At 71.8% G+C, this 25,738-nt stretch carries 25 protein-coding genes and 1 pseudogene; 8 read left to right on the top strand and 18 right to left on the bottom strand.

Going from position 1 to position 25,738, the window contains the following annotated elements; all coding sequences use genetic code 11:
- Positions 1-93: 93 nt before the first annotated feature.
- Genes AC2CHE_RS09205 through AC2CHE_RS09190 form a run of 4 tightly spaced genes read right to left on the bottom strand, consistent with a single transcriptional unit; the run spans position 94 to position 1,377 of the window.
- Positions 94-480 (bottom strand): VOC family protein, encoded by a 387-nt coding sequence (locus AC2CHE_RS09205; RefSeq protein ID WP_484504511.1) that lies wholly within the window; start codon positions 478-480, stop codon positions 94-96.
- Complete coding sequence (locus AC2CHE_RS09200) at positions 480-776, bottom strand: ArsR/SmtB family transcription factor (RefSeq protein ID WP_484504474.1); 297 nt, start codon at positions 774-776, stop codon at positions 480-482. The genes AC2CHE_RS09205 and AC2CHE_RS09200 overlap by 1 nt, the downstream gene beginning before the upstream one ends.
- Before the next feature lie 57 nt (positions 777-833).
- Positions 834-1,088, bottom strand: a complete 255-nt coding sequence (locus AC2CHE_RS09195; RefSeq protein WP_484504473.1) for an RNA 2'-phosphotransferase — start codon at positions 1,086-1,088, stop codon at positions 834-836.
- A gap of 52 nt (positions 1,089-1,140) precedes the next feature.
- Complete coding sequence (locus AC2CHE_RS09190; RefSeq protein WP_484504472.1) at positions 1,141-1,377, bottom strand: hypothetical protein; 237 nt, start codon at positions 1,375-1,377, stop codon at positions 1,141-1,143.
- A gap of 278 nt (positions 1,378-1,655) precedes the next feature.
- On the opposite strand from AC2CHE_RS09190, the pseudogene AC2CHE_RS09185 reads away from it, so the two are divergent.
- Both AC2CHE_RS09185 and AC2CHE_RS09180 read left to right on the top strand, forming a co-directional pair.
- Positions 1,656-2,268, top strand: a pseudogene (locus tag AC2CHE_RS09185) (Scr1 family TA system antitoxin-like transcriptional regulator).
- Complete coding sequence (locus tag AC2CHE_RS09180; protein WP_484504471.1) at positions 2,255-2,443, top strand: DUF397 domain-containing protein; 189 nt, start codon at positions 2,255-2,257, stop codon at positions 2,441-2,443. Before AC2CHE_RS09185 ends, AC2CHE_RS09180 begins: the two are co-directional and overlap by 14 nt.
- Positions 2,444-2,881: 438 nt before the next feature.
- Here the strand turns inward: AC2CHE_RS09180 and AC2CHE_RS09175 are convergent, their stop codons facing one another.
- From AC2CHE_RS09175 to AC2CHE_RS09155, 5 genes are all read right to left on the bottom strand, one after another.
- Positions 2,882-3,973, bottom strand: coding sequence for a DNA glycosylase AlkZ-like family protein (locus tag AC2CHE_RS09175; protein WP_484504470.1), 1,092 nt, complete (start codon positions 3,971-3,973; stop codon positions 2,882-2,884).
- 218 nt (positions 3,974-4,191) lie between these two features.
- On the bottom strand, positions 4,192-6,381 hold the full coding sequence (locus tag AC2CHE_RS09170) for a transglycosylase domain-containing protein (RefSeq protein WP_484504469.1): 2,190 nt from the start codon (positions 6,379-6,381) through the stop codon (positions 4,192-4,194).
- A 331-nt stretch (positions 6,382-6,712) separates the two neighbouring features.
- Positions 6,713-7,525, bottom strand: coding sequence for a hypothetical protein (locus tag AC2CHE_RS09165; protein ID WP_484504468.1), 813 nt, complete (start codon positions 7,523-7,525; stop codon positions 6,713-6,715).
- 440 nt (positions 7,526-7,965) lie between these two features.
- Positions 7,966-9,075: an SPFH domain-containing protein gene (locus tag AC2CHE_RS09160; protein WP_484504467.1), complete on the bottom strand. Its 1,110-nt coding sequence runs from the start codon at positions 9,073-9,075 to the stop codon at positions 7,966-7,968.
- Between the two features lie 4 nt (positions 9,076-9,079).
- Complete coding sequence (locus tag AC2CHE_RS09155) at positions 9,080-9,550, bottom strand: NfeD family protein (protein WP_484504466.1); 471 nt, start codon at positions 9,548-9,550, stop codon at positions 9,080-9,082.
- Positions 9,551-9,633: 83 nt separating this feature from the next.
- Between AC2CHE_RS09155 and AC2CHE_RS09150 the strand changes: the two genes are divergently transcribed.
- Complete coding sequence (locus AC2CHE_RS09150; protein WP_484504465.1) at positions 9,634-10,953, top strand: serine hydrolase domain-containing protein; 1,320 nt, start codon at positions 9,634-9,636, stop codon at positions 10,951-10,953.
- A 24-nt stretch (positions 10,954-10,977) separates the two neighbouring features.
- Here the strand turns inward: AC2CHE_RS09150 and AC2CHE_RS09145 are convergent, their stop codons facing one another.
- Complete coding sequence (locus tag AC2CHE_RS09145; RefSeq protein WP_484504464.1) at positions 10,978-12,267, bottom strand: AI-2E family transporter; 1,290 nt, start codon at positions 12,265-12,267, stop codon at positions 10,978-10,980.
- 77 nt (positions 12,268-12,344) lie between these two features.
- Entirely contained in the window at positions 12,345-13,157 is an 813-nt protein-coding gene (locus tag AC2CHE_RS09140; RefSeq protein ID WP_484504463.1) for a DUF3097 domain-containing protein, read from the bottom strand.
- Positions 13,158-13,362: 205 nt separating this feature from the next.
- Between AC2CHE_RS09140 and AC2CHE_RS09135 the strand changes: the two genes are divergently transcribed.
- Positions 13,363-14,157, top strand: a complete 795-nt coding sequence (locus tag AC2CHE_RS09135; RefSeq protein WP_484504462.1) for a hypothetical protein — start codon at positions 13,363-13,365, stop codon at positions 14,155-14,157.
- An 18-nt stretch (positions 14,158-14,175) separates the two neighbouring features.
- Here AC2CHE_RS09135 and AC2CHE_RS09130 read toward each other — a convergent pair whose 3' ends face one another.
- The 4 genes from AC2CHE_RS09130 to fabG form a co-directional block, all read right to left on the bottom strand.
- Positions 14,176-14,955 carry an HAD-IIA family hydrolase gene (locus tag AC2CHE_RS09130; RefSeq protein WP_247674807.1) on the bottom strand — a complete coding sequence of 260 codons (780 nt, stop codon included), beginning with the start codon at positions 14,953-14,955 and terminating at the stop codon, positions 14,176-14,178.
- A 37-nt stretch (positions 14,956-14,992) separates the two neighbouring features.
- The gene (locus tag AC2CHE_RS09125; protein ID WP_484504461.1) at positions 14,993-16,024 is read right to left on the bottom strand and encodes a ferrochelatase; all 1,032 of its coding nucleotides are present in this window, start codon (positions 16,022-16,024) and stop codon (positions 14,993-14,995) included.
- 79 nt (positions 16,025-16,103) lie between these two features.
- Positions 16,104-16,871, bottom strand: a complete 768-nt coding sequence (gene fabI / locus AC2CHE_RS09120; RefSeq protein WP_484504460.1) for an enoyl-ACP reductase FabI — start codon at positions 16,869-16,871, stop codon at positions 16,104-16,106.
- 25 nt (positions 16,872-16,896) lie between these two features.
- Entirely contained in the window at positions 16,897-17,601 is a 705-nt protein-coding gene (gene fabG, locus AC2CHE_RS09115; RefSeq protein WP_484504459.1) for a 3-oxoacyl-ACP reductase FabG, read from the bottom strand.
- A 153-nt stretch (positions 17,602-17,754) separates the two neighbouring features.
- Between fabG and AC2CHE_RS09110 the strand changes: the two genes are divergently transcribed.
- From AC2CHE_RS09110 to AC2CHE_RS09095, 4 genes are all read left to right on the top strand, one after another.
- Positions 17,755-19,041 carry a sensor histidine kinase gene (locus AC2CHE_RS09110; RefSeq protein WP_484504458.1) on the top strand — a complete coding sequence of 429 codons (1,287 nt, stop codon included), beginning with the start codon at positions 17,755-17,757 and terminating at the stop codon, positions 19,039-19,041.
- The gene (locus tag AC2CHE_RS09105) at positions 19,038-19,700 is read left to right on the top strand and encodes a response regulator (RefSeq protein ID WP_484504457.1); all 663 of its coding nucleotides are present in this window, start codon (positions 19,038-19,040) and stop codon (positions 19,698-19,700) included. Before AC2CHE_RS09110 ends, AC2CHE_RS09105 begins: the two co-directional genes overlap by 4 nt.
- A gap of 97 nt (positions 19,701-19,797) precedes the next feature.
- Positions 19,798-20,760 carry an alpha/beta fold hydrolase gene (locus AC2CHE_RS09100; RefSeq protein WP_484504456.1) on the top strand — a complete coding sequence of 321 codons (963 nt, stop codon included), beginning with the start codon at positions 19,798-19,800 and terminating at the stop codon, positions 20,758-20,760.
- On the top strand, positions 20,757-21,884 hold the full coding sequence (locus tag AC2CHE_RS09095) for an acyltransferase family protein (protein ID WP_484504455.1): 1,128 nt from the start codon (positions 20,757-20,759) through the stop codon (positions 21,882-21,884). Before AC2CHE_RS09100 ends, AC2CHE_RS09095 begins: the two co-directional genes overlap by 4 nt.
- A gap of 590 nt (positions 21,885-22,474) precedes the next feature.
- Here AC2CHE_RS09095 and AC2CHE_RS09090 read toward each other — a convergent pair.
- The 3 genes from AC2CHE_RS09090 to AC2CHE_RS09080 are packed head-to-tail and all read right to left on the bottom strand — an operon-like array spanning position 22,475 to position 25,520.
- A complete protein-coding gene (locus AC2CHE_RS09090) occupies positions 22,475-23,425 on the bottom strand; it encodes a VWA domain-containing protein (RefSeq protein ID WP_484504454.1) in 951 nt (316 codons plus the stop codon).
- Entirely contained in the window at positions 23,422-24,435 is a 1,014-nt protein-coding gene (locus AC2CHE_RS09085; protein WP_484504453.1) for a DUF58 domain-containing protein, read from the bottom strand. Before AC2CHE_RS09085 ends, AC2CHE_RS09090 begins: the two co-directional genes overlap by 4 nt.
- Positions 24,414-25,520, bottom strand: coding sequence for an AAA family ATPase (locus AC2CHE_RS09080; protein ID WP_484504452.1), 1,107 nt, complete (start codon positions 25,518-25,520; stop codon positions 24,414-24,416). Before AC2CHE_RS09080 ends, AC2CHE_RS09085 begins: the two co-directional genes overlap by 22 nt.
- Between the last annotated feature and the right edge of the window lie 218 nt (positions 25,521-25,738).

Genomic DNA, 25,738 nt, shown 5'->3' with positions numbered 1-25,738 from the left:
ACGCCGGCAGCGGCAGCGGCAGCGGCAGCGGCAGCGGCAGCGGCAGCGGCAGCGGCAGCGGCAGGTGATCGTCCGGCAGGGTCGGCGGGACGGCTACTTCATGGTGGCGATCTGGATCAGGTTGCCGCAGGTGTCGTCGAGCACGGCGGTGACCACCGGGCCCAGGTCGGTCGCCTCCTGGGTGAACTCGACGCCCAGTCCCTTGAGTCGCTCGACCTCCGCGTACACGTCGTCGACGGCGAACGAGGTGACCGGAATACCGTCGTTCACCAGGGCCTGCCGGTACGGACCCACCGCCGGGTGCGCGTCCGGTTCCAGCAGCAGCTCGACGCCGTCGGGGTCGGCCGGCGAGACGACGGTCAGCCAGCGGTACTCACCGGCGGGCATGTCGGTCTTCTTGGTGAATCCCAGCTTCTCCGTGTAGAAGGCGAGCGCCTTGGCCTGGTCGTCGGCGAACACGCTTGTCACGTGGATACGGATCACGGGTTTGGTGCCTCTCGGTCGATGGGCCACCGCTCGACGATCGAGCGCAGCGGGCCGGTGTCGATGTGGTGGAACTTGTAGCGGCCTTGTCGCCGGGTGCGCACCAAACCGGCCTGTTCGAGCACCGCGAGGTGCTGGGAGATCGCCTGGCGTGACGAGGTCAGGTTGTGCTTCATGGTCAGTCGGCCGCAGATCTCGAAGAGTGTCTGACCGTCCCGGTCGATCAACTCGTCCAGGATCGTGCGTCGCGTCGCGTCACCGATGGCCTTGAACAGGTCAGGGTCGGCGTCCACAGGCACAGTTATAGGCAAGTACCCACTTGCCTGTCAAGCGGACCCGTCGTCGACGATTCAACCAGGTGGGACGTGGCCGGTGAGCCAGACGCCATTGACGGCCCGGCAGAAGACGAACCCATGGCGGTGCATGCCGGCCGCGTCGATGCTCAGCACCACCGGGACACCGCGTCGGGCACCGACCGTGGCGGCGGTCTCCCGGTCCACCGACAGGTGGACATGGGTACGACCGCGTGGTCGCAGCCCCTCCGAGCGGATGCCGGGCGAGCGCTTCGAGCAGCGCCCACCTGGCCCGATGTGGAACGTACACATCGTCGCTTCGCTGCGCACCAGCGCTGCCCGCCGCTGAGAGACCACCGGCGCGTCAGGTCGGCGGGTCGTTCGCAGGCCGCCGGCGCGCCCAGGCGAGGAACCGGTCGAACAGCGCCACCGGCGCGGGAGCGTCGCGGGCGTTGAGGTGGTACAGGTCGCGCATGGCCTCGTGCATCAGGCCGGCGAGGTAGATCGACAGGCCGGGGCGGTCGCCGGTGTACTCCGCCCGCAGGCGCAGTCGCGCCGGGCCGCACGGCCACGGCTGCCCGCAGGCCCGGCAGCACCACATCGGTCGCAGCGGAGTGTGCGGGGTGTGGCCGTCGCTCGCGACGGCGCGAGACGGCAGGCTGCCGGATCGGGGCCGCCCCCGGCACGGGGGAAGCGGGGACGGCCCCGGGGCAGGACCCGCCCCAGCTCTGCCCGGCGTGAAGCGGATCCGCATGCGTGACAGTCTGCTGAGGACACCACTACGCTCGGAACACGCCGGGCCCGGTCGCGGCGACAGTCGGCGGATCTTGGCGACCGCTCGGCAGCGGCTGGGGATCTTGACGAGTTCCTGGAGGTCGGATGGAAGGCGAGCAGGGCGTGGATCTGCTCCGCGTCCAGTTGCGCAAGCAGCGGGCGTTGGCCGGCATGAACCAGGACGAGTTCGGCAAGCGGACGAACTACTCGGCCTCCACGGTGTCCGCGGTGGAGACCGGCACCCGTGCGGTCGACCTGCCGTACGCCCGGCGGGCCGACGAGATCCTGGAGACCGGTGGCCTGTTCGAGTCGCTGCTGCGCACCGCCCAGCAGGACGGTCGGCCTGCCTGGTTCATGCCCTGGCTCAAGGCCGAGCGCGCCGCCCGCCAGCTCCGCTGCTTCCATCCGACCCTGATCCCCGGCCTGCTCCAGACCGAGAACTACGCCCGCGCGGTGCTGCGTTTCGACGACACCCGTCCGGAGCAGGAGATCGAGCAACAGGTGGCGGTGCGGTTGGAACGCCAGGAGATCCTGCACCGCGATCGTCCACCACAGCTCGTCGCGGTGATCGACGAGGCTCGGCGGCGAGGAGACCGACACCGAAGAGCGGCTGGCTACACTGCTCGCCAGATGGGAGTGCGTGCGGGGCGTCGCCCTTCCCGAAGACCTCTCGATCGCCCTGATCAAGGAAGTTGAGAGCCAACATGGACCTCAGTAACGCCCGGTGGCGCAAATCCAGTCGCAGCAACTCCTCCGGCGGCGACTGTGTCGAGGTGGCCGACAACCTGCCCGGCACGGTCGCCGTCCGCGACAGCAAGGATCCGTCCGGCCCGGTTCTCGCCTTCGACCCGGCCGCCTGGCGCTCCTTCCTCGACCACGCCAAGCGGCGCTGACCCCCGTTCACCCAGGCAAGGCCTGACACCGTTCACCCAGGCAACGCCTGACACCGTTCACCCGGGCAGCGCCTGACACCGTTCACCCGGGCAGCGCCTTGACGCCCAGCGTCGCAGGCACCGGGCCGCCGGCTTTCGTCCCTCCTCGGCGTCGCCGGTGGCCACTACTCCCACCGACACACCAGCCGACCGCCGCCCCGCCGCGCTCACGGGTTGCGGCATGTTGCGCCCTCCCGCTCCGCTGACACCCCAAGATGCCGCAACCCGCGCCCTGGGGCCCTCCAGGTGATTGACCGGCAGGTCCCGGTCGGACCGCAGCGCCCGGGAGCGGTCACGCCGACGGCCGTGAGCGCTGAACGTCGACCGGGGCGAGCGGCCAGGGCCGGGATCGGGTACACGTTTCAACGGCGGGCCAGCCGGCGCGGTCCGAGCCGGTGGCTACGACGTCTGGGCGCGGGTGGTCTTCAAGCCGAGCCAGGTGGCGAGAGCCTCGATCTCGGCGTCGACCTCGGCGGACATCGCCCGGGTGAAGGGAACGTCCTGGTGCAGGGCGTTGACGACGAGGACGCCCGCCTTGCGGTCGGCGGTCGCGTCCAGCTTGCCGACGAGCCGGTCATGGTGGAGTACCGGCAGCGCGAAGTACCCCCACCGGCGCTTGTCCCGGGGCTTGTACATCTCCAACAGGTACTCGTAGCCGAACAACTGCTCGGTGCGTACCCGATCGTGGATCAGCCGGTCGAACGGCGACAGCAGCGCGGTGCGCCCCTCGAACGGCAGCCCGAGGTACGCCGGGTCGACCCGCCAGGTCCCGGGTACGCCCTCGACCTCGGCCTCCTCCCCCGCGACGCCGACGAACGGCGACTCGTTCGGGGTCAGCGTGCCACCGGACCGCGCGATGCCCAGCGCGGCGAGCCGGCGCTCGTCGCGCAGCCCGGCCGCCTCGACCGGATCGAGATCGGGCAGGTCGACCGGGTACACCCGCTCGGGGAGATCCCAGTAGCGTTGCCGTCCCTTTCGGCCGGAAATCGCCACCTCGCCGTGCCGGGCCAGCAGTTCGAGCATCCTGGTGACGTTGCGGTTGTTGGTCCAGCCGCTCGATGGCCACGGAACCACGCTGGTGTCGGGGATGTCCCGGGACAGCAGCGGCCCCTTCGCCGCCAGCACCGCCAGGATGTCCCGGCGAAACGACGCGTTCTGCTCCAGCCAGGCTCGGGCAGACGGGTGGGTCGCGGCGCGGGCCTCGGCGATCGCGGCGGGCAGGTCGCCCGGCGTCCGGATGTAGGCGACGGTCTCGACCAGGTTGCGCTCGACCTCGATCGCCCTGGTCAGGTGCGCGGGCTCATAGGTCGGACCGAGCCGGCTGAACAGCACCAGATCGGCGCTTGGCGCGATGGCCGCCGTGGGATCGAGTTGCAGGATCGTGAGCCGCTCGACGACCTCCACCAGGTCGCTAGGACGCGGCACGGCGAGCAACTGGGCCTGGACCGCGATCCGCCGGGCGTCGTCCCCCGTCAGTCGATGAACGACCACACCACCGACCCTACCCGACCGACCGACTCTCTCAAGATCCCCACCCCACCCCACCCCACCCCGCCCCGCCCCACCCCACCCCGCCCCGCCCCGTTGATCATGAGGTTAGCGGCAGTTTTTGATCTCCAAACTGCCGCTAACCACATGATCAACGAGGTGCAGCCGGGGGGCCGGGGGGCCGGGGGGCCGGGGGGCCGGGGGGCCGGGGGGCCGGGGGGTTAGCCGCGGTTTTGGGGCCAGCGGCGGAGGTCGGACAGGGGGTTGTCGGGGGTACGGCGGGGATCGGGAAGCGGGTCGCGTTCGACCGGGCGGCGGGGGGTGCCGACGAGTTCACGGCTGGGTGGGGTGAAAGCCTGCTCCGGCTGGCCCTCGACCGCCGTGGCGATGGTCCGGGCGACCGCGTCGATCACCCGGGCCTGCACGGCGGCGCCGACGTGGTCGGTCGGGTCGTCCGGGTTGGCGGCGATACCGGCGACCGCGACCTGCGGGGTGAAGCCGACGAAGCTCTCCGTGGCTGCCTGGTCGGAGCTGCCGGTCTTGCCGGCCACCGGGCGCCCGTCGATAATCCGGTTCACCGCGGTGGCGGTACCCCCGTTGCACTGCCCGAAGGCGGACTGCTGACCCACCGGGCAGCGCGCCGCGTCGGTGGCGGCGCGGGCCACGTCGGGGTCCAGCACCTCGTGGCAGTCCGGATCGCCGACCGGCAGCCGCTGACCGTCCGCCGCGGTCACCGACACCACCGGCAGCGGCGCGCAGTACGTCCCCTCGGCCGCCACCGTCGCGTACGCGTTGGCCAGGTCGAGTGGGGTGGTGGCGGCCACGCCGAGGGTGAACGCGCCCCAGTCGGCCGCGTCGTGCTGGGCGAAGTCGGCGTCGGACTCGGCGCGGAAGGTGATGCCCAGCCGCTGGGCCATCTCTACCACCTTCTCCGGCCCGATCTGCTCGGCCAGCCAGACGAAGTAGGTGTTCACCGAGCGGCCGAAGCCGTCCCACATCATCCGGTAGCCGTCCATCCACTCCGGGTTGGAGTTGGCCGGACACCAGCGACCGTCGCAGCTGCTCTCCCCCTCGGCCGGGTACCGGGTGGGCAGCCGACTCGGCGCGTCGAAGCCGGTCGACAGGGTCCGTCCGGATTCCAGCGCGGCGAGCATGGTGAACAGCTTGAAGGTGGAGCCGGCCTGGTAGCCGGCGACACCGGCACCGCCGGAGATCAACGGGTTGACGGTGTTCGGGTAGTTGACCTGCCCGTCGGGGTTGTTGTCGAGGCTGTAGTGCCGGTTGACCGCCATGGCCAGGACGCGACCGGTGCCGGGCTCGACGGCGGCGATCGGTACCGCGCGCGGGTTGTCGTACCCGTAGATGCCGGTGGCCTGACGCTGGGCGGTGGCCTGAATCTGCGGGTCCAGCGTGGTGACCACGGAATACCCGCCGCGTCGCAGCGCCTGCTCCCGCTCCTGCTCGGTGTCGCCGAACTCCGGCTGGGCGACCCACCAGCGGCGTAGGTAGTCGCAGAAGAAGCCCCATTCGTCGCGCCCGCTGGCGGTGGCGGCGCAGCCGTTGGCCTGCTCGCTCGGCTCCAACATCACCTTCCCGGCCCCGGCCTCGGCGGCCTGCTCGGCGGTGATCGCGCCGGTCTCGACCATGGAGTCCAGCACGTACCCCCGGCGCTCCAACGCCGCGTCGGCGTCACCGTCGATCGGGCTGTACGCCTCCGGCGACTGCACCAGGCCGGCGAGCAGCGCCGCCTCGGCGAGGGTCAGGTCGGCCGGCGCCTTGGAGAAGTAACGCTGGCTCGCGGCGGCCACCCCGTACGCCCCGGAGCCGAAGTACGCGATGTTGAGGTAGCGGTTGAGGATCTCGTCCTTGCCGAGACGCTGTTCCAGCGCGTTGGCGTACCGGATCTCCTGGAGCTTGCGGCCGATCGTCGGTTCGGTGGCCGCGGCCCGCTCCGCAGCGGTGCGGCTCGGGTCGGTCTTGAGCACGTTGCGGACGTACTGCATGGTCAGCGTCGAGCCGCCCTGCCCGCTGCCCTCGGTGGCGTTGCTGACCACCGCCCGGAGCATGCCGCGCAGGTCGACCCCGCCGTGGTCGTAGAAGCGCCGGTCCTCGGCGGCCACGATCGCCTGGCGCATCACCGGCGCGATCTCCGCCAGCGCCACGTCGGTCCGGTTGACGTCGTAGAACGTGGTGAGCAACGTCTTGCCGTCGTTGGCATAAAGGTAGGACCGTTGCGGGGTGGCCGGGGTCCGCAACGCGTCGGGCAGCGCGGCGTAGTTCCCGAGCGCCGCCTCCGTGGCGAAACCGAGCAACAGGTTGCCCGGCAGCGCGGCGACCGCCAGGACCAGACCGGCGAGCACGCCGGCCAGCACGACGGTGAGCAGCCGCGACAGCGGCGTAGGGGTGGCCATGGTCCCCAGGATTGCCGCGAATGCCACCTTCCGGCCACCAGAATCGGCCAGTTGTCAGGCAATTCACCGCTATTTGCCAGCCGCTGCTGCGCTTGTCGACGAGCAAATCGCCGGATCCGGTTCGAGCGCCGACAGGCGGCACAGCCAGTCACAGGACAGACAAACGGTTCCGACTCGTCGGCATCCCGGCGTGGCGACGAACGTCGGACAACCGCCGATGAGACCGTCGCGTACGTGCCGCACTCAGGCCGCCGCCAGGGCCGGGCGACTCGGGCGTCACGCCCGTGCCGCACCGGGGTTCCGCCCGGCGATGCGGGTCGACTCGCTTCCCTCAGGCGGTTCCGAGTGGGCCCGCGCCGCCGCCGGGGCCCATCGGCGCGGGCGGACCGGCGGTGGCGACGCTGGCGCTGGTGGCGTCCCGGAGGATCTCCCGGGGCAGCAGGCGGCCCGAGCGGTAGCAGATGCCGATGCCGGAGATCAACACGAAGATAGCGCCAAAGGTCTGCAGCGAACCGATCAGCGCGCCGCCGAGGCCAAGCAGCGGGCTGGCGATCATCAGCATCGCCCCGTCCCCGATGCTGAACATCCCCGAACGCGCCACCGCCCACCCGGTCAGCAACCAGCCGGCGCTGTAGCAGGTGGCACCGACCAGCACCAGCGAACGGGCGCTGGTGCCGAAGACCGGGGTGTGCTCGGACAGGCCCGCGAAGGGCAGCATCAGCACCGTACCGGCGATGCTGACCAGCAGGCCGGACACTGCGGCGTGGCGGCTGCGGGTGGCGGCCAGCAGCCCGGTCAGGCCGAGCAGGGCCAGCAGGCCGAGCCAGACCGCGGCCACCCAACCGATCAGGTACAGGGCCCGACCCTCGGCCGGATACGGATCGTTGCCCACCCCACCGTCGCTGGCCATCGCCACCGCGCCGTAGAGGATCGCGTACGCCGGCAGCAACCAGACCGCAGCGCGGGCCAGCCGCCGCAGCGACCAGGCCCAACTGGCGTTGGTGGCGGGTCTGGGTGGTGCCGGCTCGTCGACGAAGGGGAGGACGCCGAACCCCCCACCGGTACGCCGGGTGCCGATCGGCCCCTGCGGGTCGTGGGCTCCGGGCACCTCCGGCGTGGACCACAGCCGCCGCACTGGCTCCATGCGTCACCTCGCTCACCTGCGGACGGTTCCGGGACCCGCCGAGGTGCCCCGATGCCTGGCCACCACCCGCACTAGGACCGATCGTGGCAGGCAGCGGGCCACTTAATGAGCATTTCTCGCATTTGTCGTCGGATCCGAGCCGCGCGGCGGAATCCCACCCCGCCACAGCGCGAGACCACCGGTCCAGACGCCGGTCGGAGCCGGCCCGAGACGCGGCATCCCGCGCCAACCAGCCACACGGAGACCGCAAGATGCGGCATCTCGGGCCCACCGGCCGCACGGAGACCGCAAGATGCGGCATCTCGGGCCGACCCGACCACGCGCAGGCCACACCCGCATCCAGGTCGTCTCGGACGCGAACCGGGCCAGGACGCGAACCGGGCCAGGACGCGAACGGCCCGAACCGCCGAAGCGGTTCGGGCCGACAGCACCGGATCGGATCAGCCGCGCTCGCGCTGATCCGAGGTGTCGTTGAGCAGGGCAGCCGGGGAAACCGGCTCCGGCGCGGGCAGCCCCTGCGGGCTGTTGCCGCCGGTGGCCTGCGCCTCGGCTACGCGTACCTCGTTGTGGATCTCCTGGGCCGCCGCGGCGGCGGCCTGCGCGGCCTCCGCGGCCTCCCGCTCGACGGCGCTGGCATCGTCGGAGGCTTCCTTGCTTGGCGCGTCACCGACCATCTGGCCCAGACCGCCGAGTGCGCCGCCCATACCTTCGAGGGCCTTGGTCAGCTCGGTCGGCACGATCCACACCTTGTTGGCCGTGCCGTTGGCGATCTGCGGCAGGGCCTGGAGGTACTGGTAGGCGAGCACCTTCTGACTCGGATTGGCCTGGTGGATAGCGTCGAACACGGTACGGATCGCCTTCGCCTGACCCTCGGCCTGCAGGATCCGGGCCTGCCGGTCACCATCGGCGCGCAGCACCGCCGCCTGCTTCTCACCCTCGGCCGAGAGGATCTGCGACTGCTTGTGCCCCTCGGCGTTCAGAATCGCGGCCCGGCGGTCCCGCTCGGCACGCATCTGCTTCTCCATCGAATCGCGGATGCTCGGCGGCGGCTCGATCGCCTTGATCTCCACCCGGGTCACCTTGATGCCCCAGCGGCCGGTGGTCTCGTCCAGCACGCCGGAGAGGTGCCGGTTGATCTCCTCCCGGCTGGTCAGCGCCCGCTCCAGGTCCAACGAGCCGATCACGTTACGCAGCGTGGTGACGGTCAGCTGCTCGATCGCCTGGAGGAAGTTGGAGATCTCGTAGGTGGCCCGGACCGAGTCCACCACCTTGAAGTAGAGGACGGTGTCGATCGAGACGACCAGGTTGTCCGAGGTGATCACCGGCTGCGGCGGGAAGCTGACCACCTGCTCGCGCATGTCGACCTTGGTGCGTACCGCGTCGATGAACGGCACGAGAATGTTGAGGCCGGGATTCAGCGTGCGCTTGTACCGGCCGAGCCGCTCGACGACGTCCTGACGCTGCTGCGGCACGATCCGCACCGACTTGGCCAGGGTGACCACGACGATCAGCGCCACTGCTATCAATAGGGCGGGAACTACGAACTCCATCCGTTCACCTTTCCGCTTCGGGTAGCTCATTAGGAGTGGTGACGTCCCGCCAGACCAGGGCTACCGCTCCCTTGACCTGGATAACCTGCACCCGCTCGCCGGGTGCGAAAACCTGGGTGGCGTCATAGGCGCGGGCGCTCCACACCTCGCCGTCGATCTTCACCATGCCCCGGTCGGCGTCCACCTGCTCAAGTACCAGGGCGGTGGAGCCCTCGATCGCCTCGACCCCGAAGGTGGTGTCGCCGCTGTCGGAGCTGGTCTGCTTGTGTCGTTGGATGACCGGCCGCGCGGCGAACACGGTAAGTGCGGAGACGACCGCGAAGACCACCGCCTGCACGGCCACCGGCGCACCCAGCGCGGCGGCGCCCGCAGCGGCGAACGCGCCGACCGCGAACATGATCAGGAACAGGGTCGCCGTGAAGATCTCAGCGACCGCCAGCACCACACCCAGCACGATCCACAACACGGCATCCACGTAACGATCGTGACACGTCCGTGCACGTGTCATCGAACTGTCATGATCTTAGGGCGACCCACCCCGACATCGAGGGAGACTTCGTGCCCCTGCGTCCCGAAACCACCCGGCAGGTCGACGCTCTGGTGGCCGACGCGCAGTCCGCCGGCCACGTCCCATCGCTGATCATCGGCGTGGTGCGCGACGGTGCGCTGGCCCATCTGGCCGCCGCCGGCACGCAGCCGCTCCCCGGCGCCGATCTCCAGTACCGGATCGGTTCGATCACCAAGACGATGACGGCCGTACTGGTCATGCAGGAACGCGACGCCGGCCGGCTGGCACTGGACGACCCACTGCGCCGACACCTGCCAGAGGCCGCGGCGGCCGGACCGGCCACCCTGCGGCAGTTGCTCGGACACGCCGGCGGCCTGCAACGCGAACCCGACGGGCCGTGGTGGGAACGCACCGAGGGCGTCGACCTGGCCGCCCTGCTGGCCGGGTTCGGCGTCACGAAGGTCGCGCACCCGCCGCACCGCGTCTGGCACTACTCGAACCTGGCGTACGGGCTGCTCGGCGGCGCGCTGGAGCGGATCACCGGCACTCCCTGGGCGCAGCTGGCGCAGGAGCGGATCCTGGAGCCGCTCGGACTACACCGCACCACCTACGCCGCCACCGAGCCGTTCGCCCGTGGATACGTGCTGCACCCCTGGCACGACACGCTGCGGGAGGAGCCACGGACCGACAGCCGGGCGATGGCGCCGGCCGGTCAGCTCTGGTCAACCGTCACCGATCTCGCCCGCTGGGCGGCCTTCCTCGCCGACCCGGATCCGGCCGTCCTCAGCCCCGCCACCGTCGACGAGATGTGCGCTCCGGTGATCCTCAGCGACCTCGACGCCTGGCGCGGCGGATACGGCCTCGGCATCCAACTCACCCGCGACGGCGACCGGGTCCACGTCGGGCACGGCGGCTCCATGCCCGGCTACGTCGCCACGCTGGCCGTGCACCGTCCCAGCCGCACCGGCGTCGTCGGCTTCGCCAACGCGTACGGCTTCCGCACCGGCGGGATCGGGCCGCTCGGCCACCGGATCCTCACCCACGTGCTCGACGCCGAGCCCGTGCCGACCCGGCCGTGGACACCGGCCGAGGCCCCACCGCCGGCCGACCTGGCTCCGCTGACCGGCCGCTGGTGGTGGATGGGCACGGCGCTCGACGTCAGCTGGGACCGGGCGGGCGGCGAACTGGTCGGCACCCTGCGCGGCGACCGGGTCAGCCGCTACGCCCCGGAGGGCCCCGACCGGTGGCGCGGCGTCAGCGGCGTCGAGAACGGCGAGGTGCTGGCGGTGCTGCGCGACGAGGCGGGCCGCCCGGTCGCCCTGGACATCGCCACCTTCGTCTTCACCCGTGACCCGGACGACGAACCCTGACGGTCCGCCCGGTCGTCGGCACCGTCACGGCGCGGTGGACCGGACCACCACCGCGTCGGGCACCTGCGACGTCGGCGACGGGGGCAGGGGAGTCGGTGGCGTCGGCCGTTGCCGGGACAGTCGGCGCACGGCGGTGTTGAGCACCGCGATCAGCGGTACGGCGACAAGCGCGCCGACGATGCCCTCCAGCACCACTCCGGCGGCCACCGCCAGCACCACGGGCAACGGGTGCAGCGCCACCGCCCGACCCATGATCCACGGTTGCAGGACGTTGCCCTCCACCTGCTGCACCACGACGACCGCACCGAGAATGATCAACGCGGTGACCCAGCCGCCGTCCACCAGGGCCACCAGGACCGCGACCGCGCCGGACAACGTCGCGCCGACGATCGGGATGAACGCGCCGAGAAACACCAGCGCCGTCAGCGGGAAGGCGAACGGCACATCGAACACCACCAGTGCGATGCCGATGCCCACCGCGTCGATGAACGCCACCAACACCGTGGCGCGTACGTAGGCGACCAGGGTCCGCCAGGAGGCCCGCCCGGCGTCGTTGACCCGCCAGCGGGCGGCGACCGGGAACATCCCGACCAGGAACCGCCAGATCCGGTCCCCGTCGCGGAGGAAGAAGAACGTGGCGAACAGCACCAGCAGTGCGCCGGTGAACACCTCGACCACGGTGCCGGCGGTCGCGATCGCGTTGCTGGTCAGCGCCTGCGAATTCTCGTTGACCCAGTCCTGCCCGGACTCGATGTAGCTGTCGAGCTGGGTGTCGGAGAGGTTCAGCGGTCCGTCGCGCAGCCAGTCCTGGATCTGCCCGATGCCGGCCGCGGCGCTGGAAGTCAGCTCGGGCAGGCCCGCGATGAACTCGTTGACCACAAGCGTCAACGTGCCGATCACCGCGGCCAGCCCGCCGATGAGCACCACGGCCGTGGCCAGCGTACGTGGGAACCGGGCGCGCAGCAGCCAGCCGACGGCCGGCGCCAGCAGGGCGGCGAGCAGCAACGCCACAAGCAACGGCACGATGACGACGCGGATCGCGCCGAAGACGCGCAGCAGTCCCCAGCCGACGATCCCGATGACGATGAGCCGCCACGACCAGGCGGCGGCGATCCGCAGCCCTCTCGGCACGTCCGCGTCGTCCTGGCTCGCCGTGGAGACGGCACCGTCGTCGGTCGGCGTCACCGGGTCGACGATGAACCGATCCCGCTCGGCACGCCGCGCCTTCTCCCGCTCGCGGGTCGCACGCACCGACTCGCGTCCCGTCGCGTACGCCTGACGCAACAGCCGTCGCAGCTGCTCTAACCGGCTCACGTGCGTACCCCCGGGGGGTGGTAGGGATCAGGCCGTTCACGGTAGCGGTCGACGACCTCGCGGGTGCGGCCGGCGGCTCAGTCCGCTTCGGTCACGAAGTCGATCAGCCGCTCCATCGCGTTGATCAGCGGCGTCTCCACGTCGGCGAAACTGTCCACCCGGGACAGGATGTGCCGCCACATGTCGGCCGGTCCGGCGACACCGAGCGCGGTGCAGACACCTTCCTTCCAGGGCCGTCCCGGTGGCACCACCGGCCACGCCGCGATGCCCAGCGCGGCCGGTCTCACCGCCTGCCAGACGTCGACGTAGGGGTGACCGGTGACCAGGACGTGCGGCGAGTTGACCCGGGCCACGATGCGGCTCTCCTTGGAGCCGGGCACGAGGTGGTCGACAAGCACACCGAGCCGACGGCCCGAACCCGGTCCGAAGTCGCGTACCTCGGCGTCGAGCGCGTCGATGCCGGACAGCGGTTGCACCACCACACCCTCGACGCGCAGGTCGTCGCCCCAGATCCGCTCGACCAGGGCGGCGTCGTGCACGCCCTCGACCCAGATCCGGCCGGCTCGGGCGACCCGGGCGCGGACCCCGTCCACCGCGACCGACCCGGACGCGGTACGCCGCCGGGCAGCCGGCACCGGCGGCCGGGTGGGACGGCGCAGGGTGACCGGGCGGCCGTCAAGCAGGAACGCCGCCGGCAACAGCGGAAAGTTACGCCGACGACCGTGCCGGTCCTCCAGCACCACCGCGCCGGATTCGAAGCCGACGACCGCCCCGCAGAAGCCGGATTCGGCGTCCTCGACCACCAGGTCCGCTTCGGCGTCGACCTCCGGGGTCACCTTCCGCCGCCGCCAGTCCCCCGCCAACACGTCCTCGCCGTACCGCCGCCCCATCCCGCCACGCTAGTCCCCTCCACCCCCACCCCCACCCCCGACACACCCCACCCCCAGCCAGACGAACGCGATCATGCAGTTGTGGCACGTGGCAAAAGCCGTGAAAAGTAACGAATCGCGTGCCACAACTGCATGATCGGCGCGACGGGGAGGCGGCGGCCCGGCAGTCGAGACACGGACGGGCGTCACCACGTACTCTTTCGGCATGTCCACCCCCGCTGCGGGTGCGGCCATCCTCGCGCCGCGCCGGTCGAGCCGGTTCGTTGCCTGGGTGCGCGCGTGGCGCGCCGGGCTGGTGCCGTTCGACGAAGTCGCCGACGCCGTCGCCGGCACCGAGGAGCATTTGGTCGCCGACGCGCCCGGCACCTGGACCGACGTACCGCTGCGGGACGCGCTGCCCACCCTGGCCAAGCTCTCGCCGGACGAGATCCGGCTGGTGCTGCCGGCGCCGGGCGACCCACGCGGCCTGCCCGGCCCGGGCGACTTCGCCGGTGCCGCGCTGCTCGCCGGCGAGGCCGTGATAGCCGGCGGGCTGGGGCTGATCCCCGAGGTACGCGTACACACCTCCGGTTCCGGCGACACCTTCGAGACGGTGCTCTGGCGAGTGCACCCGCTGCCGGCGAACGCTCCCGCCGCCTGCCTCACCCTGCCCGGCGCCGCCGAGGCGGAGGCGGAGCTGGCCGCCGCGCTGGCCGACACCACCGCCGCGCTCACCCGCCTCGACGTGGCCCAGTGGCGTCCGGAGCTGGCCGGCGCCCTGGAGGCGTTGCGTCGCCCCGACGGCACCACCGACCTGCCCCCCGGGTTCGACCCGCGCTCGCGCCGGCTGTTCGCCCGCGCCGCCGTGCTCGACCGGGTGCTCGCCCTGGCCGGGCACGCGGCGCCCGGTGGCGCGGTCAACAACTACGAGGCCCAGCAGCGCGACGCCGCCCTGCGCCCGCTCACCGCCGCCTGCCGCCAGGCCCTCGTGGCCGCCTGCAACGCCCCCCTGCGACCCTGAATCGCCGCCCGGCGGGGGTCAGACCTCGTCGATCAGGTCGGCGACCGAGTTGACGATGCGGGAGGGGCGGTACGGGTAACGCTCCGCCTCCGCCCGGGAGCTGATCCCGGTCAGCACCAGGATGGTCTCCAGCCCGGCCTCCAGGCCGCAGAGGATGTCGGTGTCCATCCGGTCACCGATCATCGCGGTGCTCTCCGAGTGCGCGTTTATGGTGTTCAGCGCCGATCGCATCATCATCGGATTGGGCTTGCCGACGAAGTACGGCTCCACTCCGGTGGCCTTGGAGATCATCGCGGCCACCGAGCCGGCGGCCGGCAGGGCGCCCTCCACCGAGGGTCCGGTGGCGTCGGGGTTGGTGCAGATGAACCGCGCCCCGTCGTTGATCAACCGGACCGCCTTGGTGATCGCCTCGAAGCTGTAGGTGCGGGTCTCCCCCAGCACCACGTAGTCGGGGGCGAAGTCGCTGAGCACGTAGCCCACCGCGTGCAGGGCGGTGGTCAGCCCTGCCTCCCCGATGACGTACGCGGTGCCGCCCGGCCGCTGGTCGGCCAGGAACTGGGCGGTGGCCAGGGCGGACGACCAGATTGCCTGCTCCGGCACGTCCAGGCCCATCCGGGCCAACCGGGCCTGCAGATCACGCGGGGTGTAGATGGAGTTGTTGGTCAGCACCAGGAACGGCTTGCCGGAGGCACGCAGCCGCTTGACGAACTCCGGCGCGCCCGGCACCGGCTGGCCCTCGTGCACCAGCACCCCGTCCATGTCGCTGAGCCAGCTCTCGACGGGCTTACGGTCCTGCATGGTCATCCTCAGGGGTGTCGTCGGGTTCGCCGGGCGGTCAGGACGGACGGCGGGCTGAGACGCAGCAAACCGTGGGACAGGTGTCCCACATCGGCAGGTCACCCAGCCGACGGCGCAACTCGACCCCGTTGGGGGCGATCCGTTCCCGCACCAGTTCCCGCACCATGGTCACGTAGCGCGGGTCGGTGCCGGGGGTGCCGGCGCGGACGAAGTCCACCCCGAGCCGCTTGGCCGTGTCCAACGCCTCGGTGTCCAGGTCCCACACCACCTCAAGGTGGTCGGAGACGAAACCGATCGGGCTGACCACCACCCCGGTCACGCCCTGCTCGGCAAGCGTCTCCAGGTGGTCGTTGATGTCCGGCTCCAGCCACGGGACGTGGGGCGGGCCGGAACGGCTCTGCCAGACCAGGTCGTACGGCAGGTCCGGGGCCGCCGCCGCGTGCACCAGCCGGGCCGTCTCGGCGAGTTGGGCGGTGTACCGGCCGCCGTGCGGTCCGGCGCTGTCCGCCGCCGAGATCGGCACCGAGTGCGCGGTGAACACGAGCCGGGTGCTGTCCCGGCGCGCCGGGTCGAGCTGGGCCAGCGCGGAGCGCACCGCGTCGGCGTGCGGCTCGACGAAGCCGGGATGATCCCAGAACTGGCGCAGCTTCTCGATCACCGGCGCGTCCGGACCGACCGCAGCCCGCGCGGCGGTGATGTCCTCCTGGTACTGCCGGCACGAGGAGTACCCGCCGAAGGCGCTGGTGACGAACGCCAACGCCCGTCGTACGCCGTCGTCACGCATCTGGGCCACCGTGTCGGCGAGCATCGGATCCCAGTTCCGGTTGCCCCAGTACACCGGCAGGTCGAGCCCGTTGGCGGCGAAGTCGTCGCGGACCGCCGCCAACAGCTCCCGACACTGCTGGTTGATCGGGGAGACCCCGCCGAAGTGCTGGTAGTGCTCGGCGACCTCGGCCAGCCGCTCCGGCGGGACGCCCCGCCCCCGGGTCACGTTCTGCAGGAACGGCAACACGTCGTCGGGCCCCTCCGGGCCGCCGAAGGACACCAGCACCACCGCGTCGTACACCATGGGCCCATTCTTGCCGGTGGCCTGCGGCGTCCCGGCAACGCCCCCGGGTTCCGGTCGTTGACAGCGCCCCGGCGACGCCTCAGGCGCCGACCGCGTGGTAGCCGCCGTCGACGTGCACGATCTCTCCGGTGGTCGCCGGGAACCAGTCCGACAGCAGCGCGAGACAGGCCCGGGCGGCCGGTTCCTGGTCGGTGAGGTCCCAGCCCAGCGGGGCACGCCCGGCCCAGGCGTCCTCGAACTGCTCGAAGCCGGGGATGGACTTCGCGGCCATGGTGCGCAGCGGCCCGGCGGCCACCAGGTTGCTCCGGATGCCCTGCTTGCCCAGGTGCAGGGCGAGGTAGCGGGAGGCCGACTCCAGCCCGGCCTTGGCCACGCCCATCCAGTCGTACACCGGCCACGCCTGAGTGGCGTCGAAGGTCAGGCCGACCACCGAGCCGCCCGGCGACATCAGCGGCAGCGCCGCGACCGCCAGGGACTTGTAGGAGTACGTCGAGACGTGCAGCGCCGTCGACACGTCCTCCCAGGAGGCGTCGAGGAACCCGCCACCGAGGCAGCTCTGCGGGGCGAACCCGATCGAGTGGACCACCCCGTCGAGGCTGTCGACGTGCTCGCGGACCTTGTCGGCCAGCCCGGCGAGGTGCTCCGGGTCGGTCACGTCCAGCTCGATCACGGGCGCCGGCTCGGGCAGCCGCTTGGCGATCCGCTCCACGAGTGACAGTCGGCCGTAACCGGTGAGCACGACCTGGGCGCCGTTCTCCTGAGCGAGCTTGGCCACCGAGAAGGCGATCGAGGCGTCGGTGATGACGCCGGTGACGAGCAGCCGCTTACCGGCCAGCAGTCCGGACATTAGCTCATTCCTCCGTGCTCAGGATTCAGTGACCCATGCCCAGGCCACCGTCGACCGGGATGACCGCGCCGGAGACGTACCCGGCGCTGTCGCCCGCCAGCCAGGTGACCACCGCCGCCACCTCGTCCGGGCTGGCCATCCGGCCCGCCGGGATCGACTTGAGGATCTCGTCCTTACGCTGGTCGGTCAGCCCGGCGGTCATGTCGGTCTCGATGAAGCCCGGCGCGACAACGTTGGCGGTGATGTTCCGGCCACCCAGTTCCCGGGTGATCGAACGGGCCACCCCGACCAGGCCAGCCTTGCTGGCCGCGTAGTTGACCTGACCGGCGCCACCGGACAGGCCGACCACCGAAGAGACGAAGATCATGCGCCCCCACCTGGCCCGCAGCATCTTCCCGGAGGCCCGCTTGGCGCAGCGGTACGCGCCGGTCAGGTTGGTGTCCAGCACCCGGGTGAACTGCTCCTCCGACATGCGCAGCAGCAGCGTGTCGTCGGTGATGCCCGCGTTGGCGACCAGCACCTCCACCGGCCCCAGCTCCGCCTCGACCGCCGTGAAGGCCGCTTCGACGGACTCGCCGTCGGTGATGTCGCACTGCACGCCGAACAGTCCGTCGGGGGCTCCGCTGCCCCGGTGAGTGATCGCCACCCGGTCACCCTGCTTGGCAAAGGCCTCGGCGATGGCCCGACCGATCCCCCGGTTGCCTCCGGTAACCAGCACAGTTCGCGACACGGTACGTCCCCTCCCAATGATCGCTGCGGCTTGGAGACTAGGCGCTACCGCACGGTAATCACTAACCCGCCGGGCGTCATACCCGGGTACCACTGGATGGATCACTCCGTGGTCGCACGACGGAGTCCGTCAATCGAACTACCCTGCCGGGATATGGACCGCAGTACCGTCGGTGCCGCCCTGACCGGGCTGCGCCGCACCGTGGCGGGGCCGGACTATCCGGCGCGGCGCCGACCACTGGACCGGTTGCGACACCGGCCCGGCACCGTCGCCGTCCTGCGGACGCTCGGGCTGCTGGCGCTGCTCGGGCTGGCCGCGGTCACTGCGCACTTCCTGCTGGACACCCGGCGCCTGCCCGTCGCCACCGCGTGGGTCATCGCGCTGCTCACCGTCGCACCGCTGCCCCTGCTGCCCAACCGACCGCTGCTGGCCTGGCGGATCATGCTCATCGGACAGCTGTTCGGCACCTTCAACCGACGCTCGACGGACCACGCCGTGGTGCTGAGCCCCGCCACGTACGAGGTTTGGCCGTGGAACCCGACGCAGGTCCTGGTCATCATCGTCGTGCTGGTCACCGTGGCCGCGCGGGTCGACCGGACCGTGCTCGCCTGGACAGGACTGTTCAGCCTGATCCCGGTCTGGATGTTCGTGCCGCCGGGCAACCAGGTGGCCGTCACCCTGCTGTTCGTGGTGCTGCTCATCGTCGGCGACCTGCTGCGGCACAACCTGCTCACCAGACGGGCCCTGACCGAGCAGGCCGAGCTGAGCGAGTTGGAGAAGGCCCGGCGGGCGGTGCTGGAGGAACGCACCCGCATCGCCCGGGAGATGCACGACGTGGTCGCACACCACATGTCGCTGATCGCCGTCCAGGCCGAGACCGCGCCGTACCGACTCGCCGTGCCCGAACCGACCCGCGCCGAGTTCACCGCCATCGCCGAGGCCGCCCGGGCGGCACTCACCGACATGCGGCGGCTGCTGCGCGTACTGCGCAGCGATACGGAGGATCCCTGGACCGCCCCGCAGCCGACGCTGGCTGAGTTACCGACGCTGGTGGCCGCCGCACGGCGGGCCGGCATGACCGTGGAACTGGACGACAACGTCGCCGCCGAGCCACCGGCCCCGGTCGGGCTGGCCGCGTACCGGATCGTGCAGGAGGGACTGGCCAACGCGGCCCGCCACGCGGCCGGCGCCGAGGTGCGCGTCACGGTCCGCGATCGCCCCGGCACCCTCACGGTACGCGTCCAGAACGCCGCCGGCGGAACTCCGGCCGGCGCCGACACACGTGGTGGCGGGCAGGGACTGACCGGCATGCGGGAGCGGGTCCTCGCCCTCGGCGGCAGCTTCACGGCCTGTCCCACCGCCGACGACGGCTACGTCGTCGAGGCGCTACTGCCGGCTGACCCGCAACCATCCGACGAGCCAACGGACGGGACATCATGATCCGGGTGCTGATCGCCGACGACCAGGCGATGGTTCGGCAGGGCTTCGGTGCCCTGCTGGCCGCCCAGCCCGACCTGCTGGTGGTCGGCGACGCCGCCGACGGCGCCCAGGCGGTCGCCCAGGCCCGCCGACTCGACCCCGACGTGGTGCTGATGGACGTGCGGATGCCGGTACTCGACGGGCTCGCCGCGACCCGCAAACTGCTCGGCGGCGGGCCGACCGACCGGCCCCGCGTGCTCATCCTCACCACCTTCGACCTGGACGACTACGTCTACGAGGCGCTGCGCGCCGGTGCCAGTGGCTTCCTGCTCAAGGACGCCCCCGCCGGCGACCTGATCCACGCGGTACGCGTCGTCGCGGGCGGTGACGCGCTGCTCGCCCCGACCGTCACCCGCCGCCTGATCGCCGAGTTCGCGGCCCGGCCACACCGGCAGCGGCCCCGACCCACCGCTCTCGCCGCACTCACCCCACGCGAGACCGAGGTGCTGCGGCTGATCGCCCAGGGACGCTCCAACGGCGAGATCGCGGCGGAGCTGGTCGTCGCGGAGCAGACCGTCAAGACCCACGTGGGCCGGATCCTGGCCAAGCTCCAGTTGCGCGACCGCGCCCAGGCCGTCGTGCTCGCCTACGAGACCGGTCTGGTCGCCGCCGGAGAGTAGCTCCAGCGTGGTAGCCACGAACGGTTCCCCGGGTTGACGACCGGCACCACACCGCCGACACATCCTGCCCTTCACGACCGGGTGGAGGGAGTACGTGATGGTGGGCGGCACGTTGTTACGACTGGGCCTCGCGGCGGTGCTGGCGACCGGGCTGGTACGGCCACCGACGGTCCCACCCGACCCCGCGCCGGCCGGCTTCGTCGAGGCGTACCCGTCGACCGCCGCCGCGCTGGACGCCGCCGGCCCGCCGTACACCCACTGGGCCGCGCAGGGACGACGGTTCCTGGCCTTCGACCCACGCGGTGACGGTCGGGCCGTCGAGGTTCTCGGTGACCTGGCCACGGCCGATCGGATCGCGGTGCTGGTGCCCGGCGTCGGAACCCGGCTGGCCGACTTCGATCGAGGGCTGGGTGGCGTCTCCCAGCGCGCCCCGGCCCGGCAGGCCCGAGACCTGCTTGCCGCGTTGCAGGCCGCCGATCCGCAGGCCCGGGTGGCCGTGCTGGCCTGGCTCGGCTACGACCCGCCCGACGGTATCGTCACGGCAGCCATCCCGGCCGCCGCCCGTCGCGGTGCCGACCGGCTCGGCGACGACCTGCGCACACTGGCCCGGCGGCTGCCGGCGGCCCGCATCACGTTGGTGGGTCACAGCTACGGCGCGCTGGTCGTCGGGTTGGCTGCCATGGACGCCCCGCCGCAGGTCACCGACGTGGTCACCCTCGGCGGTGTGGGCGTCGGTGCGGGGCACGCCGACGATTTCGGGCCGATTCGGGTTTGGACGGCCGAGGCACCGGACGACTGGATCCGACGGTTGCCGCAGCGACGCGTCCTCGGGCTGGGACATGGTCGACGACCAGGTACACCCGCCTTCGGCGGCCGACCGATACCTGTCGACGCCACCGGTCACGACGGGTACCTGCGGCCCGGTGGGCCGACCCTGACCGCGATCGTCGCGGTGGTGTTGCACGGCGCCACGCAGTCGCACGGCAGTCGCTCGACGCCACCGACCTCCGGGCACGCCGCCGCGGCGGGGAGCGGCCGGACGACGGGACAGACCCGATGAGCGACCGCGACACCGCTCACCGATCGGCTCGGGACCCCCTGGTTGACGGCCTGCGCGCCGTCGCGGTCGCCGGAGTGGTGCTCGGTCACTGGCTCGTCACCGGCCTGGTGCTCGACACCGAAGGCGCGTTGAACCTGGCCAGCCCGCTGACCGCCATGCCGGCCCTGGCCCCGCTCAGTTGGGTGTTGCAGACCCTGGGGCTGTTCTTCTTCGCCGCCGGTCACGCCTCCGCCCGTTCGGCGGACCGGCACCCCGGAGCCGGTTGGCTGGGACACCGGCTGCGGCGGCTGCTCCTGCCGGCGGTCGCGCTGCTCGGTACCGGGTCGGCCGTACTGCTGGCCGCTGCCGTCGCCGGTGTCGCCGACGACACCCTGTCGGTGGCGCTGACCCTGGCCATCAGTCCCCTGTGGTTCCTGGCCCCCCTGCTGGCCCTGGTGGTGCTCACCGGTCCGCTGCGCGCCGCCGTACGCCGCTGGGGCATTTTGCGCTGCGCGGTCACCGCGACGGCCGTGGTGGCCGGCGCCGACCTGGCCGTGCGGCTGCTGCCGGCCGGCGCCTGGCTGCCACCGGTGACGGTGCTGGCCGCCTGGGCCGTGCCGTATCTGCTGGGACTGGCCCATGCCGACGGCCGGCTGAGCCGAGGGCGTGAAGTCCGTTGGCTGGTCGCCACGGGGGCCGTTGGACTGGCCGCCGTACTCGCTCTCGGCTACCCGGTCAGCGCGGTCGGGGTCCCCGGCGACGGCCGATCCAATCTCGATCCGCCATCGCTGCTCGTGGTGGCGCTCGCGGTCACCCAGACAGGTCTCGGCCTGTTGGCCCGGCCGACGCTGGTCCGACTGCTGTGCCGGCCGTTGCCCCGCCGGCTGACCGATGGGATCAACCGGCATGCGGTACGCGTCTACCTCTGGCACCAACCGGTGCTGGTCGCGGTGGTGGTGCTCGCCGCGCACGGCGGGACCGCGCTGCCGGGGCTGCACACCGCGCCGGACGATCCGACCTGGCTGCTGGCCCGGATCGGTTGGCTGCCGGTGCTCACCGCCGTGCTGGTGCTGCTTGTCCGACGCCGGAAGCCCCGGCTGAGGACGGCATCCGTCGGCGCCGGCCGGGCCGCCGACGACCGATGAACGGGGGCGCCTCGTCGGCCGGTCGGCCGAATGTGCCGGACGCGCACCCCGGGTGTACGATGATCGACGTTTGCGGGTCGCTCGGCGGTCCGCGTCGCCCCGGAAGCCGACCGCAGGAGGTGATCGCTGTGCGAGATAGCGATCCTCCCAGTCGTGGCCGGGCCGACCGCCAGCCACGCTGAGCCCCGCTCCGCCTGAGCTGGCACCGCTCTCCCGCGCATCCGTCCCGCCGCCCGGCTCCCCTGCCGGGGCGGCCGATCGGACGGGTGCCGCCGGAAAGCACCCGGTCACGACTTCGCGTGTGCGCGTCCCGATCCACCCCTCCCGCGGCCCCCTCTGCCCGGGCCGCCAGTCGCCACGTCGGAGCTGTCATGAGCCGCTACGTCGCCCCGCTGGGCTTCACCCTCGCCGCCGTCTGGGTAGCCGTCCTCTTCTTCCTGGCCAGCGCCACCCACTAACCCACCCACCCCCTAACACCCACCCACCCACCCGCCCAACCGCCCGTCCACCTCCGTTGATCATGAGGTTAGCGGTCGGTTTGATCTTCAAAAGTGCCGCTAACCTCATGATCAACGGGGCTCTGGTGGCGGTCAGATCATGCGGGAGGACCAGAGGAGGCTGAACGCCCCGGCGCAGAGGGCCAGCAGCAGGGCTATGCCGGCGTACCACTGGGTGATCTCTCTCGGCTCGGTGCGGAAGCCGATCGAGCTGCCCATGTCCTGGTACACCTGCTTCAGCTCGTTGACGGTGGCCGCCTCGTAGAAGTAGCCCTCCGTGGCCTCGGCCAACTCGGCCAGGGCCAGGCGGTCCACCGGCACCCGCTGCAACTGACCACCGATGTCCACGTGCCCGGAGTCGGTGCCGAAGGCGATCGTGGAGACCGGCACGTTCGCCGCCTGCGCCGCGGCGGCCGCCTCCTCCACCGACCGTCCGGCCGTCCGGAAGCCGTCGGAGAGCAGCACGATCCGGGCCGGCGGGATACCGGCCGCACCGTCGGCCGGCACCGACCGGATCGCCTCCAGGCAGGTGAAGACCGCCTCGCCGGTGGCCGTCGCCTCCGCCAGCACCAGCCCGTCGATGGCGCTGGTCACCGCCGGACGGTCCTTGGTCGGCGGCACCAGCACGTTCGCCGACTTGGCGAACGAGACCAACCCCAGGTTGTACGTCTCCGGCAGTTCCGCGACGAACTGCATGGCCGCTTCCTGGGCCGCCTCCAGCCGGTTCGGCGGCACGTCGTCGGCCTGCATCGACAACGACACGTCGATGGCCAGCATGACGGTGGCCCGCTCCAGCGGTTCCCGGGTGTCGACCGCGGGCCGGGCCAACGCGCCGGCCAGCACCAGCAGGGCCAACAGGAACGCGGTGGCCGGCAGGTGCCGGCGCCAGCCGAGCCCCTTCGGCGCCACGGTACGCAGCAGGTCCACGTTCGTGAACCGCAGCGCGTAGTCGCGCCGGCGCAGCTGCCGCCAGACGTACAGCGCGGCGAGGGCGAGCACCGGCAGCACGGCCAGCAGCCACCACGGTTGCAACAGTCGAATCATCGTGTCGTCCCCCGGGTGCGGGCGTGCCGCTGGGCGGCAACGAAACGCACCATGTCCAGCAGCCAGTCTCGATCGGTACGCAGACGCAGGTGCGCGGCGCCTGCGGCACGCAACGCGGCGGAGATCTCCGCCCGCTGGGCCGCGGCGGCCGCCGCGTAACGGTGCCGCAGGCTCGGGTCGGCGGTCTGCACCTCGTGCAGCTCGCCGGTCTCCGGGTCGACCACCGGAAGCACCCCGACGTCGGGCAGTTCCAGCTCCCGCGGATCGACCACCTCGATCGCCAGCAGATCCTGTCGTACCCGCAGCTTGCGCAGCGGACGCGCCCACTGGGCCGGCGGGGCGAGGAAGTCGGAGATGACCACGGCCACCCCGCGCCGCCGGGGTGGCCGGTTGAGCATGTCGATGAGCGCGCCGAGGTCACCGCGCCCCGGTCGGATCTCGGTGCCGGCGATGGCCCGCAGCATGCCCTGGGCCTCCTTGCGTCCGGACCGGGCGGGCAACCGGACCAGTCGCCCCGGGCCGGCCGGTGGCGCCTGCCGCCGGCCACGGCGGGGCACCGGCATGTCGCCGCCGCTGCCGACGACCGCACCGATCCGGTTGCCGCCCCGCACGGTCAGGTGGGTGATCGCCGCTGCCGCCGCGATCACGATGTCCCGCTTGAGCCACCGGCCGGTACCGAAGTCGAGGCTCGCCGACAGGTCCACCGCCAGCCACGTCTCCAGCTCACGGTCGGCCACGGTACGCCGCACGTGCGGGGTGGTGGTGCGGGCGGTCACCGGCCAGTCCATCCGGCGCACGTCGTCGCCGGGACGGTACTCGCGCGACTCGCCGGCCTCGCTGCCCGGCCCGGGTAGCAGGCCCGCGTAGTCGCCCTGAAGCAGGCCGTCGAGTTTGCGGGTCACCAGCAGTTGCAGGCGGGACAACACGGCACCGGGACGGTCGGTGGCCGCCAGCGGGTCCGGCTCACCGGGTCGAGGGGTGGTCGAGGTCACGGCCGCTGCCCGGGCCACCCCGAGGTAGGCGCCGCCGCCCCGACGGGCGGGGTGGCCTGCTGCCGGGGTGCCACCGACGGCAGCGGGATGGTCGACATCACCCGGTGCACCACGTGGTCGGCCGGTACGTCGTCGGCGAGCGCGTCGTAGCTGAGCACCAGCCGGTGCCGCAGGATGTCCGGTGCGATGTCCTGCACGTCCTGCGGCAGGGCGTAGTCGCGACCACGCAGCAGCGCCAGCGCCCGGGTCGCCCGGACCAGCCCGAGCGAGGCCCGCGGGCTGGCACCGTACTGGATCAGTTGCGCGACGTCGGGCATGCCGTGCTCCGCTGGCGTACGGGTGGCCAGCACCAGCCGGACCGCGTAGTCGACCAGGGCATTGTGTACGAAGACCTGGTCGGCTTTGTGTTGCAGGGCGATCAGGTCCTCGGTGTCGAACACGGCGGTGGGCTCGGGCGACGCCACACCCATCCGGTAGACGATCTCCCGCTCCTCGGCGTCGGTCGGGTACCCCACAATGATCTTCATCAGGAAGCGGTCCCGCTGCGCCTCCGGCAGCGGGTACACGCCCTCCTGCTCGATCGGGTTCTGCGTCGCCATCACCAGGAACGGGTTCGGCACCCGGTGGCTCTCGCCGCCGATCGACACCTGCCGCTCGCTCATCACCTCCAGCAGCGCGGACTGCACCTTCGCCGGTGCCCGGTTGATCTCGTCGGCGAGCAGGAAGTTCACGAAGACCGGGCCCAGTTCGACGTCGAACTTCTCGCTGGACTGCCGGTAGATCCTGGTGCCCATGATGTCCGCCGGCACCAGGTCCGGGGTGAACTGCACCCGGGCGAACGATCCGCCGACCACCTTCGCGAGGGTCTCCACCGCGAGGGTCTTGGCCACCCCCGGTACGCCCTCCAACAGACAGTGCCCGCGGGCGAGCAGCGCGACGAACATCCGCTCGACCATCCGGTCCTGCCCGACGATCACGCGCTTGATCTCGAACAGCGCCCGCTCCAGCAGGGAGGCGTCCTGCGCCGGCGTGGTCGGCGGTGCGGGCGCCTGTGGTTGCGCCCCGTTCGGCGGCGGGGCATCGGGCGTGGTCGGCTGGGCCACTGGTCCTCCACAGCGTGATCGGTCGTCGCGGCGTGTGCGGTACCAAGCCTCGCATGCCCGACTGAGTACCGACGGAGGGAGCGACCGTTTTCCGCCACGCCGTTCCGGACGACGGAATCGCCGATCGCCAGTGGACAAAAGCCGCCCCGGCGTGTGTACCATTCATCCGTCGCCGGGCGGCTTCCCCCGTGGCCGCCCGGCGCTCACTCTTTCCCGCC

The organism is Micromonospora sp. ATLC16, from assembly GCF_057196645.1.
The sequence above is the reverse complement of the archived record's forward strand: the minus strand, read 5'-3'. Positions and strand labels throughout refer to the sequence as shown.

What these genes read in the sequence shown, in the direction of transcription:
- AC2CHE_RS09095 (WP_484504455.1), top strand. Translation starts at nt 20,757, where the DNA reads ATGAGCGACCGCGACACCGCTCACCGATCGGCTCGGGACCCCCTGGTT.
- AC2CHE_RS09125 (WP_484504461.1), bottom strand. Translation starts at nt 16,024, where the DNA reads ATGGTGTACGACGCGGTGGTGCTGGTGTCCTTCGGCGGCCCGGAGGGG.
- AC2CHE_RS09130 (WP_247674807.1), bottom strand. Translation starts at nt 14,955, where the DNA reads ATGCAGGACCGTAAGCCCGTCGAGAGCTGGCTCAGCGACATGGACGGG.
- AC2CHE_RS09110 (WP_484504458.1), top strand. Translation starts at nt 17,755, where the DNA reads ATGGACCGCAGTACCGTCGGTGCCGCCCTGACCGGGCTGCGCCGCACC.
- AC2CHE_RS09090 (WP_484504454.1), bottom strand. Translation starts at nt 23,425, where the DNA reads ATGATTCGACTGTTGCAACCGTGGTGGCTGCTGGCCGTGCTGCCGGTG.
- AC2CHE_RS09100 (WP_484504456.1), top strand. Translation starts at nt 19,798, where the DNA reads ATGGTGGGCGGCACGTTGTTACGACTGGGCCTCGCGGCGGTGCTGGCG.
- AC2CHE_RS09195 (WP_484504473.1), bottom strand. Translation starts at nt 1,088, where the DNA reads ATGTGTACGTTCCACATCGGGCCAGGTGGGCGCTGCTCGAAGCGCTCG.
- AC2CHE_RS09190 (WP_484504472.1), bottom strand. Translation starts at nt 1,377, where the DNA reads ATGTGGTGCTGCCGGGCCTGCGGGCAGCCGTGGCCGTGCGGCCCGGCG.
- AC2CHE_RS09140 (WP_484504463.1), bottom strand. Translation starts at nt 13,157, where the DNA reads ATGGGGCGGCGGTACGGCGAGGACGTGTTGGCGGGGGACTGGCGGCGG.
- AC2CHE_RS09160 (WP_484504467.1), bottom strand. Translation starts at nt 9,075, where the DNA reads ATGGAGTTCGTAGTTCCCGCCCTATTGATAGCAGTGGCGCTGATCGTC.
- fabI (WP_484504460.1), bottom strand. Translation starts at nt 16,871, where the DNA reads ATGTCCGGACTGCTGGCCGGTAAGCGGCTGCTCGTCACCGGCGTCATC.
- AC2CHE_RS09170 (WP_484504469.1), bottom strand. Translation starts at nt 6,381, where the DNA reads ATGGCCACCCCTACGCCGCTGTCGCGGCTGCTCACCGTCGTGCTGGCC.
- AC2CHE_RS09165 (WP_484504468.1), bottom strand. Translation starts at nt 7,525, where the DNA reads ATGGAGCCAGTGCGGCGGCTGTGGTCCACGCCGGAGGTGCCCGGAGCC.
- AC2CHE_RS09105 (WP_484504457.1), top strand. Translation starts at nt 19,038, where the DNA reads ATGATCCGGGTGCTGATCGCCGACGACCAGGCGATGGTTCGGCAGGGC.
- AC2CHE_RS09135 (WP_484504462.1), top strand. Translation starts at nt 13,363, where the DNA reads ATGTCCACCCCCGCTGCGGGTGCGGCCATCCTCGCGCCGCGCCGGTCG.
- AC2CHE_RS09180 (WP_484504471.1), top strand. Translation starts at nt 2,255, where the DNA reads ATGGACCTCAGTAACGCCCGGTGGCGCAAATCCAGTCGCAGCAACTCC.